The organism is Aeromonas sp. R1-2, from assembly GCF_040908505.1.
GTDB classification, from domain to species: domain Bacteria; phylum Pseudomonadota; class Gammaproteobacteria; order Enterobacterales; family Aeromonadaceae; genus Aeromonas; species Aeromonas veronii.
In genome coordinates this window covers 139,660-153,226 of sequence record NZ_JBFODU010000018.1, presented here as the reverse complement: position 1 = coordinate 153,226, position 13,567 = coordinate 139,660, and the positions used below count along the sequence as shown (strand labels likewise).

Sequence of the window (13,567 nt, the reverse complement as noted above, 5' to 3'; positions counted from 1 at the left end):
GCGATTACGCTAGCTACAACACCAGCACCTACGGTACGGCCACCTTCACGGATAGCGAAACGCAGGCCGTCGTCCATCGCGATCGGAGCAATCAGGGTAACAACCATTTTGATGTTGTCGCCCGGCATTACCATCTCTACGCCTTCCGGCAGTTCGATGGTACCGGTCACGTCGGTAGTACGGAAGTAGAACTGCGGACGGTAGCCTTTGAAGAACGGGGTATGACGGCCACCTTCTTCTTTGGACAGTACGTACACTTCAGATTCGAACTTGGTGTGCGGCTTGATAGAACCCGGCTTGGCCAGTACCTGACCACGCTCTACGTCTTCACGCTTAACACCACGCAGCAGCGCGCCGATGTTCTCACCTGCACGACCTTCGTCCAGCAGCTTGCGGAACATTTCAACACCGGTACAGGTGGTAGAAACGGTATCTTTGATACCAACGATTTCTACGGTCTCACCTACTTTAACGATACCGCGCTCTACACGACCGGTAACTACGGTACCACGGCCAGCGATAGAGAATACGTCTTCGATAGGCATCAGGAACGGCTGGTCAATCGCGCGCTCCGGCTCCGGGATGTAGGTATCCAGGTGGCCAGCCAGCTCGATGATCTTCTCTTCCCACTGAGCGTCGCCTTCCAGCGCTTTCAGCGCGGAACCACGAACTACCGGCAGGTCATCACCCGGGAAGTCGTACTCGGTCAGCAGTTCACGAACTTCCATCTCTACCAGTTCGAGCAGCTCTTCGTCATCAACCATGTCACACTTGTTCATGAACACGATCATGTACGGGATACCAACCTGACGACCCAGCAGGATGTGCTCACGAGTCTGCGGCATCGGGCCGTCAGTCGCTGCTACTACCAGGATCGCGCCGTCCATCTGGGCAGCACCGGTGATCATGTTTTTAACGTAGTCGGCGTGACCCGGGCAGTCTACGTGGGCGTAGTGACGGGTAGCGGTGTCGTATTCTACGTGGGAGGTGTTGATGGTGATACCACGCTCACGCTCTTCCGGTGCCTTGTCGATCTGGTCGAAGGCGAAAGCTTTACCACCGAAGTGCTTGGCCAGCACGTTGGTGATAGCTGCAGTCAGGGTGGTTTTACCGTGGTCAACGTGGCCGATGGTACCCACGTTAACGTGCGGTTTATTACGCTCAAATTTTTCTTTAGACATGATCGTCCCTCTAAACTAACGCTGAGTACGCGGTGGCAAGCTAACCACAGAACAGTTTATATGATGGATTTGAATCTGGTGGGAAAGAGAGAGGTACTGATGGCTGGTTCGCTTGCCGAACTCACCCTAGGGTGCGGCTCTGCTAACGCCTGAGCCATATCAGCATCTTGGAGCGGGCAGCGGGAATCGAACCCGCATCATCAGCTTGGAAGGCTGAGGTAATAGCCATTATACGATGCCCGCATTTCTCTAACCCAAAGAACTCAAACCGCAGAGAAATATGGTGGAGGGAGAAGGATTCGAACCTTCGAAGGCAGAGCCGTCAGATTTACAGTCTGATCCCTTTGGCCGCTCGGGAACCCCTCCAGACGCCAGATTGTCACAACGGTAATTCTGCTTGCACCCGTTGTGTTTATCGCTTTTGCACGGCAAATAGACGACAGACAGTCAAGCGTCGCGCATTTTATTGTAAGGTTTTGGGGGATGCAACCATTGAACCCGGCAAAATATGCTTTATTGCTGGGAAGTTTGCAAAAAAGCGGGGGCAAACAAGCCAATCCTGCTGCGTCCCTTGTCGCTCCCCCACCCTTGGTGTATGGTCGCCGTGCCCAAGAAACAGTGATGACACCATGACGACAGAGCATAACCCCTATCTGCAATTCACCCGCGAACAATGGGCGTTATTGCGCGATTCGGTCCCCCTGACCCTGACCGAACACGATCTGCAGACCCTGCGCGGGATCAACGAGAAGGTGTCATTGCGGGAAGTGGAAGAGATATATCTGCCTCTCTCCCGCCTGCTCAATCTCTATGTCAAAGCCAAACAGCGTCGCAGCCGGGTGCTGGAGCAGTTCCTCGGCCAGTCCCGCGGCAAGGGCACCTATATCATCAGCATTGCCGGCAGCGTGGCGGGGGGCAAAAGTACCACAGCCCGTATTCTGCAGGCCCTGCTGGAGCGCTGGCCGGAACATCCGCGGGTGGAGCTGGTCACCACCGACGGCTTCCTCTATCCCAACAAGGTACTGGAAGAGCGCGGCCTGATGCGTCGCAAGGGGTTCCCGGAATCCTACGATATCCGCCATCTGGTGGAATTTGTCGCCAATATCCGCGCCGGTCACGAGAAGGTCGAAGCGCCGGTTTACTCCCACCTTATCTACGACATCATTCCCGATGAGAAAAAGGTGGTGGAGCAGCCGGACATCCTGATCCTGGAAGGGCTCAATGTGCTGCAAAGCGGCATGGACTACCCTCAGGAGCCCCATCGGGTCTTCGTGTCAGACTTTGTCGACTTCTCCATCTATGTGGATGCCGATGCCGAACTGCTGCGTACCTGGTATATCGAACGCTTCCTGAAATTCCGCAGCGGCGCCTTCTCGGATCCCGACTCCTACTTCCATAACTACGCCAAGCTGGCGGAGAGTGAGGCGACCCAGATCGCGAGCAACATCTGGCAAGATATCAACTATCTGAATTTGCAAGAAAATATCCTGCCAACGCGTGAGCGAGCCAACCTGATCATGACCAAGGGCCATGAGCACGCCATCGAGCAGATCAAACTGCGCAAATGATGACTGCAGTTGCCGGATAACGAAGAGGGGGCCCGCAGGCCCCCTCTTCTATTTGGCATCATGAGCGGCCTTGCTGACCCTCAGTCGCCCCGGCGCAGGGAGAGCTCGCCCCCCAGATAGAATTTGATCCCTTCGCCTGTCTCCAGTCGCAGGGCGCCGCGATCGTCGATGCCACAGGCGATGCCGCGGATCTCCTGATCTCCCATCAGCAGGCGCACCGGGCGACCGGCAAAGTGATCGAGCCGATTCCACTCATCGACAAAGCTTGCCAACCCCTGCTGCTCAAAGGTATGCAACGCCCGCTGCAGATGGACGATCATCCGGGCCGCCAACTGATTGCGATCGACCAGTTCCGGATTGATGTGACGCAGCTCAGCCCAGGCCTGATCGATCTTCTCACCTTCGCGGGCAGGCATCGCCAGATTGAGACCGATGCCGATCACCAGATGGCAGCTGGCGCCGGCGCTACCGCTCATCTCCACCAGTATCCCCGCCAGTTTGCGGCCCTGATAGTAGAGGTCGTTCGGCCACTTGAGCTCAACGCCCTGATAACCAAGGCTCTCCAGCGCTTCAACCACTGCAACGCCGACCGCCAGACTCAGCCCCATGGCCGCCGCCATGCCTTGTTCGAGTCGCCAGTACATGCTGAGGATCAGCTGGCAACCGAACGGCGAAATCCAGGGTTTGCCACGACGACCGCGCCCGGCTGTCTGACACTCGGCCAGACAGCTCTCGCCAGAGCGCAGCTCATTGACCCGATCCAGCAGGTGTTGGTTGGTCGAGCCAATGACCGGAAAACAGTGCACCGGCGCCATCGGGGCCAGTGCCTGCAAGGTAGCCTGATCATAGAGCGCCATCGGCACCGCCAGCCGGTAACCTTTACCGGTCAGGCTAAAGAGATCCAACCCCAGCTCCTTGAGCGCCGCCATGTGTTTACTCACCGCCGCCCGGCTGATGCCGAGCTGCTCGCCCAGCTGTTCGCCGGAGTGAAACTGGCCGTCGCTAAGCAGAGTGATCAGGGTCTGTCTGATGGGAGTCAACGTCATGAGAGCACCTCGTCGAGCCAGGTTTCACCGTGCGCCCCCATAAAACGCACCTCGTGCTCCAGCACCACGCCAAACGTCTGCTCCACGCTGTCACGGACATGAGCCGCCAGCGCGATCAGCTCCATGGCACTAGCGCCCCCCAGATTGACCAGCACCAGCGCCTGCTCCTGATGAACAGCGGCACGGCCAATGGCGAAACCTTTCAGACCGCACTGATCGATGAGCCAGCCCGCAGCCAGCTTGGCCTGCCCTTCTCCAGCCGGATAGCAGGGCATCTGCGGATAGCGCGCCTTGAGATTCTCCGCCAGCGCGGCAGGCACCACCGGATTCTTGAAGAAGCTGCCCGCATTGCCGAGCACGGCGGGATCCGGCAGTTTGGCCATGCGGGTGGCACAGACGGTATCGAAGATGGCCTGCGCAGACGGAGTGTCACCGAGCGCGGCCAGCGGGCCATAGCCCAGCACCGGCTGCCACGCCTTGGGCAGTTTGAGCCCGACGGCAGTGATCAGGTGGGAATCCTGATACTCGTGTTTGAAGATACTGTCGCGATAACCGAAGCGGCACTCTGCCGCCACGATCCGTTCAATCTCGCCACTCTGCCAGTTGAACGCCTCGACATAGGCGCAGAAGTCGGCCAGCTCAACGCCATAGGCACCGATGTTCTGCACCGGCGCGGCACCGACCGTACCGGGAATGAGCGCCAGATTCTCCAGCCCGAACCAGCCCTGTTGCAAGGTATGACGCACCAGCTGATGCCAATCTTCACCCGCCGCCACATGGAGCAACCAGTGATCGCCACCATCTTCAGCGGTAATCCCCTTGAGCCGGTTGAGCACCACCAGACCGAGAAAATCGGTGGTGAAGAGCATGTTGCTGCCGCCGCCCAGATTGAGGCGCGGCAGCTGGTTGAACTGCGGATCGGCACGCAGGGTCGCCAGATCGGCAACCTGCTCCGCCTCGGCCAGCCAGAGGCAGTACGCATCGAGGGCAAGGGTATTGAGCTTCAACAAGGAGGCGTTGGCATTCAGTTTCATCGGTCTATCCCGGCTTGGTGCAAGGGCGCAGTCTACCTCATGTTACCCCATGACGAAAAACCCGAGCCCTTTTCGGGGGAATAGCAGTGGTTTAGAGTAGGCGACTTCAACTGCTGAGGAATAACTCATGAACAACCAGTTTGCCGTCATCGGCCTGGGCCTGTTTGGCAGCGCGCTGTGCGAAGAGCTGCAACGGCAAGATGCCGAAGTACTGGCCATCGATATCGACGAGAGCAAGACCCGGCAAATCGCCGCCCTCTGCAATCACGTTATCGTGGCGGATGCCACCGACGAGGCCACCGTAGCCGAGCTGGGACTGGCCAATTTCGATATCGTCTTCGTTGCCATCGGTGACAACCTGGAGACCAGCATCCTCACCACCCTCGTCTTGAAAGAGGCGGGCGTGAAGAAGGTGTGGGTCAAGGCGCGCGACAAGTTCCACGCCAAGATCCTGCAGAAAGTGGGCGCCGACAAGGTGATCAACCCGGAGTGGGACATGGGCCGCCGGGTCGCCCAGAGCATGCTGGACAACCGGCTGTTCGACTATCTGGAGCTGGGCCACGACATGGTGCTGACCGAGTTCGTGATCGGCCTGCAACAGAACGGCCGGGAACTGGGCGACTTCCACCTGCTGCAACAGAGCGATTTCCAGCTGCTCGCCATCAAGCGTGGTGATGTGCTGCACAACGTGCTGACCGGCAAGATGGAGCTGCAACTGGGCGACATCCTGATCCTGGCGGGCAACAAGCACGCCATCGACCACTGGCTCGAAACCCTATGATCAACTGGCGCAGCAGCTACGCCTTCGCCCTACATCGGGAGCAGGACTCTCGCTGGAGCGAAGCCCGGCTGATCCTCGGTAGCTTTCTGATCATTCTGCTGATTGGCACCATCTTTCTGGTGCAGCCCTCCAGCCACAATGGCGAGGTCACCTTCGTCAACGCCCTGTTTACCGCCACCTCGGCCATCAGCGTGACAGGTCTTGGCGTGGTGGATACCGGTACCGCCTTCACCCTGCAGGGCCAGATTTTCCTGTTGATGCTGATGGAGATCGGCGGTCTGGGCCAGATGACCATGACCCTGCTGCTGATCGCCATCTTCAGCAAGCGGGTCGGTCTGCGCCAGCAGGTTCTGGCCAAGGAGGCGCTGGGACAGGAGGGCTCGGTCAACATCATCCAGCTGGTCAAACGGATCGTGCTGTTCGCCTTTATCGCCCAACTGATCGGTACCGGCATCATGGCGATCCGCTGGGTGCCCGAGATGGGTTGGGTGCACGGCCTCTATGTCAGCTTCTTCCACGCGGTCTCGGCCTTCAACAACGCCGGGTTTTCGCTGTTTGCCAACAACCTCATCGACTATAGGGACGACCCCATCATCAGCCTGACCATCGCCGGCCTGCTGATCCTGGGGGGGATCGGCTTTACCGTCATCGTCGATCTGGTGCGCAACCGCCGCTGGCGCAAGCTGAAGCTGCACAGCAAGCTGATGCTGCTGATGACCCCGGCGCTGCTGCTGGCGGGAACCCTGATGTTCTGGTTGCTGGAACACAACAACCCCGGCACCCTCGGCAAGGCAGGTATCGGTGGTCAGCTTCTGGCAGCCTTTTTCCAGTCTGCCAGTGCCCGTACCGCCGGTTTCAATACCATAGATATCGGGCTGATGACCCCGGCGGCGTTGCTGTTCCTGATGATGCTGATGTTTATCGGTGCCGGTGCCACCTCGACCGGTGGCGGTATCAAAGTCACTACCTTCGCGGTCGTGCTGCTGGCGACCAAGGCGTTTCTGACCAAACGGCCCCATGTCACCGCTTTTGGCCGCACCCTGTCGCCCCAGACCGTGACCCGCTCGCTGGCTATCATCATCGTCAGCACCATGGTGCTGATGCTGGCGATGTTCCTGCTGATGGTGACCGAGGATCTGCCGTTCGACAAAATCATGTTCGAGACCATCTCGGCATTTGCCACCGTCGGCCTCTCTACCGGCATCACCGCCTCCCTGAGCGAGCCGGGCAAGCTGATCCTGGTACTGGTGATGATCTGCGGCCGTCTCGGCCCTCTGACCCTGGCCTTTATGCTGGCCCGCCCGGTCGAGACCCGCATCCGTTATCCGGAAGAGAACGTCTATACCGGCTGACCGGTTATGAACACGGGGCAGCCACTGGCTGCCCCGTTTTTTATTCGGCTTGTTGCTGCGCCTTGAGCCAGCGCCCCGGGCTCACCCCCAGCTCCCGCTCGAATGCCCGACCAAAGGCAACACTGCTGCTGTACCCCGCCCCCAGCGCCACCTGCACCATGGGCTCCCCCGCCAGCAGTTGCTGGCAGGCTCGCGCCATGCGCCAGTGGGTCAGATAACCAAGCGGCGCTTGACCAACCCGCTCCTGAAACCTCGCGGCAAAGCGGGCTCGCGACATGCCGGCCTCCCGCGCCAGCGTGGCCACCGTCCAGGGTTCATCCCCACGCTGATGCATCACCGAGATCGCCTTGGCCAACTGGGGATCGGAAATACCTGCCAGCATCCCCTGCTGACACACCCCTTGCTCGACCAGATGACGCAGCAGCAGGATCAACAGTACCTCCAGCAAGCGGGAGATCAGCGGATCCTGCCCATAGCGGGGGTGAAACGCCTCGTCAAACAGCTGGTTCAGCACCGGCGTCAGGGCAGGCAGCTCACGTAGTGGCAGCACCAGCGAGCCCTGTAATGCCAGTTGCAACGGCGATGCCCCCCCCTTGCCGAATGCGACACTGGCGCACACCAAATCACAACCCCCCAGCGTTCTGGGTTCAAGCTTGTGAGGACGTCCCCGAGGGAACAGGATCAGGGTCGGCTCCTCGAACAGCAAGCTGGCGCCCCCCTCTTCACGCAACATGACGGCACCGCTGCGCAGCAGATGAAGATGTCCGCCACTCGGGTAATCATCACTGGAGGAGTTCTGGCACAGGTTGCCGGCGAAGAAGATCTTGGCTTCGGGGGAGGCATGAACCAACAGGGCAGAGAGCGGATCCATATTTGAGACGAATAGTATTTATTTACAGACGATGAGTGATAAACCGTATCACGAATGACGGCACACTGTCTCCCGTACCTTCACTACCACAGGAGAAGATCATGAGCCGTATCCAACCCGTATCCCAGCCGCAACCCGCAGCCGCCCAGACCCTGGCCACCCTGCACCGCAATCTGGGCATGGTGCCCAACCTCTACGCCACCCTGGCCCACTCGCCAGCCCTGCTCAATGGCTTCCTGGGCTTTGCCGAGGCGCTTGGCAAGGGGCGCCTCACTGCCCCACAACGGGAGTTGCTGGCACTGGCCATAGGTCAAGCCAACGCCTGCCAATACTGTTTGTCTGCCCACACACTACTGGCGGGCAAGGCCGGATTCTCGGCCCAGGAGATCCGGGCTGCCCGACTTGGCCAGGCCTCGGCTCCCCTTGAGCACGCCCTGCTGCAACTGGCAACGGCACTGGTCAGTCAGCGCGGGGTGATCAGTGACGAGCAGCTTGCTAGCGCCCGTGCCGCTGGCGTAGATGACGAGCTGCTGCTGGAGGTGCTCGGCCAAGTGGTGGTCAATACCCTGACCAACTATGGCAACCACCTGGCGGCGACCGAGATCGACTTCCCGCCCGTCACTCTGACCCCTTAAACAAGGAGCCCCCATGCAGCAACATGACAAAGGCTTTCTGGTCGCCCTGACGGGCGTGGTATTGACCCTGCTCTGGATCGGCGTCTTCAAGTTTACCCCGACAGAGGCAGCCGCCATCAAACCACTGGTAGCCAGCCACCCCTTGATGAGCTGGCTCTATGGCCCCCTGTCGGAACAGAGCGTATCGAACCTGATCGGGGTGGTCGAGATAGTGATCGCCATCGGGCTGGTCATGGGTCTGTGGCAACCTCGCATCGGTTACTGGTGCAGCATGGGGGCTATCGTCACCTTCCTGGCGACGCTGAGCTTCCTGCTGACCCTGACAGGTGTCTGGAAAGTGGTTGATGGCGTGCCAGTCACCGAGTTCTTCCTGTTCAAGGATCTGGTGTTTCTCGGTGTGGTTCTGCACTACCAGCACAGGATCCGTGCCAGCTTGTCCACTCAGGCAGCCTGACAACAATGCCTTTGGCGCCCAGGATGGGCGCCTTTTTTCGTTATGCAGCCCTGGTCTGGCGCTTGCTGGCCGCCTTGCGCGGTCGGGGCCCGCCAGTCGTGCAGGCCGCCGGACTCTTGCGCCTGGTAAAACGCCGCTTGCCGGCACCCGGCGCCTCCTTGGGCAGGGCGCTGAAGCTGGCGCCGGAGTCCTGCCGCGCCCCTTCAATCAGGCCGTTGAGCTGCTCGGTGAGCGGCCCCATAAACTGCTGGTAGCTGCCGTGACGCTCGGCGATCTGGCCTAGGCTCTGCTCCCACAGCGCAGTCATATCCGGCGTGGTGGCGGTGGCTGGCAACGCCTGCACCAGCGCACGCCCGGTCGGGGTCGCCTTGATGCTCTTGCCCTGACGCACCAGAAAGCGGCGCTTGAACAACAGGTCGATAATGCCTGCCCGGGTCGCTTCGGTGCCGAGGCCATCGGTGTCGCGCAGGGTCTTGCGGATCTCGGGATCCTGCACATAGCGGGCAATGCCGGTCATGGCCGCCAGCAGGGTGGCATCGGTGAACGACTTGGGCGGCTGGGTCATCTTCTCCTGCAATTCGCCCCGCTCGCACAGCAGTTGCTCGCCCTCCTTCAGCGCGGGTAGCGTGCCCGCCTTCTCTTCGTCGTCATCCTCCTCCACCCCGAGCAGCGCCTTCCAGCCCGCTTTGAGAATGCGCCGTGCCTTGGCCTGAAACAGACCACCGGCGATGCGCAGCAGCACCTTGCTGTCGTTGTATTCGAATGGGGGATAGAACTGCAGCAGATACTGTCGGGCAATCAGGCCATAGAGCTTCGCCTCGTCCGCCCCCAGCGTGGCGGGGTTGCCCTGCTTCTCGGTGGGGATGATGGCGTGGTGGGCATCCACCTTGCTGTCGTTCCACGCCTTGCTGCGGATCTTGCCGTCCGCCTCGGCAACCGCCTTGGCCAGTGCAGGCGCTGTAGCGGCGATGGCGCCGCACACCTGTTCGGCACGCTTGAAGTGGTCGGTCGGCAGATAGCGGCTGTCGGAGCGCGGATAGGTGATGAGCTTGTGACGCTCGTAGAGACTCTGGCAGATGTCGAGTACCCGCTTTGCATCCATGCCGAAGCGCTTGGCGGCATCGATCTGCAGGCTGGAGAGGTTGTAGGGCAACGGCGCCGCCTGCTTGCGGGCCTGCTCCTCCACCGATTCGACCTGAGCGGGCTGGCCGTTGATCCGGCTCACCACCTTGTCGGCCAGCGCCCGGTTGAGCACCCGCCCCTCCTCATCTTGCCATGGCAGGCAGGCTTCCGATGGCAGCCACTTGGCGGTGAAGCGCTCGTTGCTATCGGTCAGCAGATGGGCCAGCACCTCGTAGAAGGGTTTGGGGACGAAGGCCTCGATCTCGAGATCCCGCCGCACCACCAGCCCCAGCAGCGGGGTCTGCACCCGACCGACCGAGAGCAGCTCGCTGCAACCGGCCTTGCGCCCGAGCAGGGTGTAGGCGCGGGTCATGTTGATGCCATAGAGCCAGTCGGCCCGACTGCGGGCCAGCGCGGAGACGGCCAGCGGCACGAACTCCTTGTTGTCCCTCAGTTTGTCGAGGGAACGACGCACCGCGGGCGGGTTGAGATCGCTGATGAGGCAGCGCTGCACCGGCTTGGTTTTCGGGTAGCCGAGAAAGTCGATCACCTCATCCACCAGCAACTGCCCTTCCCGGTCCGGGTCACCGGCATTGACCACGCAGTCCGCCTGCTTGATCAGTCGCTTGATGACGGTGAGCTGGGTTTTGGTCTTGGGCTTGGCCACCAGCTGCCACTGGGCGGGGATGATGGGGAGATGCTCCATCCGCCACTGCTTGAAGGCAGCGTCATAGGCATCGGGCTCGGCTTGCTCCAGCAGATGGCCGATGCACCAGGTGACCACATCCCCCTGGGCTGTTTCGATAAAACCGTCGCCCTTCTTGTGGGGCTTGGGCAGGGCATCGGCAATGGCGCGGCCCAGCGTGGGCTTCTCGGCGATAAAGAGTCGCATCGGTGGCTACCTGCAATACTGTATATGCAGACAGTATACAACTGCCACCGCGAAAGCCCAACTGCCCCTATTCGTCGAACGGGTGATCGTGGATGGCGGCAAACAGCCGCGCCTGATTGAGCAGCGGCGCATAGTGGAAGGCATTTTCGCCATCTTCCGCCAGCAGGTAGTCGGTCAGCTGTTCGCGCACCGCCTCTTGCAGGGTCTCCAGCTTCCACGGCTTGGCTAGGTAGTAGTGCAACCCGCCGCGATTGACCGCTTCGACGGTGGCCTCCAGCCCCGCTTGTCCGGTCAGCAGCAATTTGCGGCTGGCCCGAGTGGTGGCTCGCCGGTTCAGCTCTACCAGAAAATCGACCCCCAGGGTTCCCGGCATGATGTGGTCACAAAGGATCAGCGCCAGCTTGTTGCCGTCGCGCTCCCACTCCTCCACAACCGCACGCGCCTCATCGACGCTCTCGGCGGCTTCCAGTTCGAAGTGGGAACGGAACGGGGCGAGATCGTGGATCACCGCATCCAGCACCTCACGCTCATCGTCCACACACAGGATCAGATAGTGTTTGTTCATTACTCCTCCTTGGCGACATGGTTTGGCACGCCGCGCGATTGATGCTGGCGACGGCTCAGGCCGCATGCTCCTTGTTGTGATGAGGTTCGCCCCCGTAACCGGCCTGCCCCATGCCGTCCAGCGGCAGACAGACCCGCATCCGGGTGTAACGGCCAGGCTCCGAGGCCACCTCGATCCGGCCGTGGTGCTGCTGAACTATCTGCAGCGAAACACTCAGACCAATGCCGAGACCGAAATGGCCCTCCCGCTTGGTGGTGAAGTTGAGATCGAAGATCCGCTGCCACAGCTCGGGCTCGATGCCGCAACCGCTATCCTCGATCTCTACCATGACCCACTCGGGATCCAGCAATCCGGTGCGAATGGTGAGTCGCCCCGAGCCGCTCATGGCATCCAGACTGTTGGCGATCAGGTTGGTCCATACCTGTTGCAGGGCGATGGGGTGACAGCGCACCAGCGGCAACGGCTGGTACTCCTTGCAGAGCTCATGATGCTTGAGGCGGTTTTCGAAAATCATCAAGGTATCTTCCAGCCCCTCGTGCAGGTCTACCAGCGAGGGCTCGTCCCTGTCCTGCCGGGCATACTGCTTGAGGCTCTTGACCAGATCGCCGATGCGACGGGCACACACTTCGATATTGCGCAGGAAGCTGCCGGTCTGCTGGAACAGCTCCAGCCGGGAGAGCAGCGCCTCCCGCTCGTCGGCAGTGCGGCTGGCAAACCAGCGCTGCCAGTTCAGCTCGTCATCCAGATTCATCTGCACCGCCAGCCGCGCCTGCTGACGATCGCCAAAGCGCCCCTCCGCCAGCCGGGTCTTGTCACGGATCTCGCTGGTCGAGACCGGCTGGGAGGAGAGCGCCTGACATAGGGTCTGGTTGCCGAGACCCTTGATGGGGGCGGGCAGTTCGAGATTGACCAGATCGGGGATGGCGGCCCGCAGGGTCTCGCTGCCACGGATAATAGCCGCCACCGGGTTGTTCAGCTCGTGGGCGACACCGGCCACCAGCTGACCCAGCATCGCCATCTTTTCGCTCTCCACCAGCTGGGCGTGAGCGGCATCGAGGGAGTTGAGGGTCTGTTGCAGCCGCATCTCGGTACGGATGCTGTTTTGCAGGCGGCGGTTGAAGTGGCGCAGCAGCAGGTTGGTAAAGGAGGGGAGCAGTTCGCTGCGCGCCTGCATCACCCGGGAGAATTGCAGCTTGTCGAGCTTGATCACCTCGGCACCGGTCAGAGTCACGCCGGTGGTGAAGGCGGGTTCGCCGGTCACGAAGGACATGCCCCCCACCAGCGAACCGGTACGGTAGTGCACCACCTCCTGATCGATCCCCTGCTCGTCCCGCTTGCGCAGCACCACCTCCCCCTTGGCGATAAACCAGAGGAAGCTGTTGGGCTCCCCCTCGCGGGTCAGCACATGGCCCGGACTGTAGTGGCGGCAGACCCGCTCCTCGTCATTGCCCTCGAAAAACTGATAGAGGCCGTCGATCACCACCCGGGAGAGTTCTTCATCGCTGCAGTGGGTGTAATCCATAAAGCCCTGCCGATAGGCAGCCAACTGGCGATCGACATGGACTCGCAGCAGCTTCTGGTTGTCGAGCACGGCGGCATAGCTCAGCAGATCCGCCTCGGGACGCTGCAATACAAAGTGGCTCGCCTGCTCGATCACCGCCCGGCGCAGGCTGCCATCGCGCCAGGGGCGTTGCAGGTAGTAGTCGAGACGACCGAGGTTCACCGCCTCGATGATCGATTTCATCTCCGGCTGGCTGCCGAGCAGGATCTTGCGGCACGCCTCGTGACGACTGCCGAGGCGGATCAGAAAATCGGCCCCTCGCCCATCCCCCAGCTCGCTGTCACACACCACCACGGCGGGTGGCTGCCCCTTTCGATCCAGCTCGTCCAGGGCCAGCTCCGCCGACCCCTGACCGACCACCACCACCAACGCGAAATGGCCGAGCAGCGGAGCCAACTCCTGTTCGAATTCGGCCAGCAGTTGCACGTTGGCGGCGACACACAGCAGTGAGAAAGGGCTCATCAGCGACACTCCGTTGAGGCTCACTGCTCACTATATCAGCGAA

12 protein-coding genes and 2 tRNA genes are annotated in these 13,567 nt (G+C 60.9%); 5 read left to right on the top strand and 9 right to left on the bottom strand.

The window, feature by feature from the left end; translation table 11 throughout:
- The 3 genes from tuf to AB5Y76_RS07420 form a co-directional block, all read right to left on the bottom strand.
- A partial coding sequence (tuf, locus tag AB5Y76_RS07430) for an elongation factor Tu (RefSeq protein WP_005339879.1) occupies positions 1-1,181 on the bottom strand: 1,181 nt, incomplete at its 3' end.
- 168 nt (positions 1,182-1,349) lie between these two features.
- Positions 1,350-1,424 (bottom strand) — tRNA-Gly (locus AB5Y76_RS07425).
- Between the two features lie 38 nt (positions 1,425-1,462).
- A tRNA-Tyr gene (locus tag AB5Y76_RS07420) sits at positions 1,463-1,547 on the bottom strand.
- Between the two features lie 263 nt (positions 1,548-1,810).
- On the opposite strand from AB5Y76_RS07420, the gene coaA reads away from it, so the two are divergent.
- Positions 1,811-2,749, top strand: a complete 939-nt coding sequence (coaA, locus tag AB5Y76_RS07415) for a type I pantothenate kinase (protein ID WP_005339877.1) — start codon at positions 1,811-1,813, stop codon at positions 2,747-2,749.
- Between the two features lie 80 nt (positions 2,750-2,829).
- Here coaA and birA read toward each other — a convergent pair whose 3' ends face one another.
- Entirely contained in the window at positions 2,830-3,795 is a 966-nt protein-coding gene (gene birA, locus AB5Y76_RS07410) for a bifunctional biotin--[acetyl-CoA-carboxylase] ligase/biotin operon repressor BirA (protein ID WP_263717777.1), read from the bottom strand.
- Complete coding sequence (gene murB / locus AB5Y76_RS07405) at positions 3,792-4,829, bottom strand: UDP-N-acetylmuramate dehydrogenase (RefSeq protein ID WP_263717778.1); 1,038 nt, start codon at positions 4,827-4,829, stop codon at positions 3,792-3,794. Before murB ends, birA begins: the two co-directional genes overlap by 4 nt.
- Positions 4,830-4,956: 127 nt before the next feature.
- On the opposite strand from murB, the gene AB5Y76_RS07400 reads away from it, so the two are divergent.
- Both AB5Y76_RS07400 and AB5Y76_RS07395 read left to right on the top strand, forming a co-directional pair.
- Entirely contained in the window at positions 4,957-5,610 is a 654-nt protein-coding gene (locus AB5Y76_RS07400) for a TrkA family potassium uptake protein (protein WP_005339863.1), read from the top strand.
- Positions 5,607-6,962: a TrkH family potassium uptake protein gene (locus AB5Y76_RS07395; protein WP_263717779.1), complete on the top strand. Its 1,356-nt coding sequence runs from the start codon at positions 5,607-5,609 to the stop codon at positions 6,960-6,962. Before AB5Y76_RS07400 ends, AB5Y76_RS07395 begins: the two co-directional genes overlap by 4 nt.
- Before the next feature lie 40 nt (positions 6,963-7,002).
- Here AB5Y76_RS07395 and AB5Y76_RS07390 read toward each other — a convergent pair whose 3' ends face one another.
- Positions 7,003-7,833 carry an AraC family transcriptional regulator gene (locus AB5Y76_RS07390; RefSeq protein ID WP_263717780.1) on the bottom strand — a complete coding sequence of 277 codons (831 nt, stop codon included), beginning with the start codon at positions 7,831-7,833 and terminating at the stop codon, positions 7,003-7,005.
- Between the two features lie 101 nt (positions 7,834-7,934).
- Here AB5Y76_RS07390 and AB5Y76_RS07385 point away from each other — a divergent pair, with 101 nt between their 5' ends.
- Both AB5Y76_RS07385 and AB5Y76_RS07380 read left to right on the top strand, forming a co-directional pair.
- Complete coding sequence (locus tag AB5Y76_RS07385) at positions 7,935-8,468, top strand: carboxymuconolactone decarboxylase family protein (protein ID WP_263717781.1); 534 nt, start codon at positions 7,935-7,937, stop codon at positions 8,466-8,468.
- Positions 8,469-8,481: 13 nt separating this feature from the next.
- Positions 8,482-8,922 (top strand): YkgB family protein, encoded by a 441-nt coding sequence (locus AB5Y76_RS07380; RefSeq protein WP_263717782.1) that lies wholly within the window; start codon positions 8,482-8,484, stop codon positions 8,920-8,922.
- A 40-nt stretch (positions 8,923-8,962) separates the two neighbouring features.
- Here AB5Y76_RS07380 and AB5Y76_RS07375 read toward each other — a convergent pair whose 3' ends face one another.
- From AB5Y76_RS07375 to AB5Y76_RS07365, 3 genes are all read right to left on the bottom strand, one after another.
- Entirely contained in the window at positions 8,963-10,936 is a 1,974-nt protein-coding gene (locus tag AB5Y76_RS07375) for a DNA topoisomerase III (RefSeq protein ID WP_263717783.1), read from the bottom strand.
- 67 nt (positions 10,937-11,003) lie between these two features.
- A complete protein-coding gene (locus AB5Y76_RS07370) occupies positions 11,004-11,501 on the bottom strand; it encodes a response regulator (RefSeq protein WP_042054822.1) in 498 nt (165 codons plus the stop codon).
- Between the two features lie 55 nt (positions 11,502-11,556).
- Positions 11,557-13,524 (bottom strand): ATP-binding protein, encoded by a 1,968-nt coding sequence (locus AB5Y76_RS07365; RefSeq protein WP_263717784.1) that lies wholly within the window; start codon positions 13,522-13,524, stop codon positions 11,557-11,559.
- Positions 13,525-13,567: the final 43 nt, after the last annotated feature.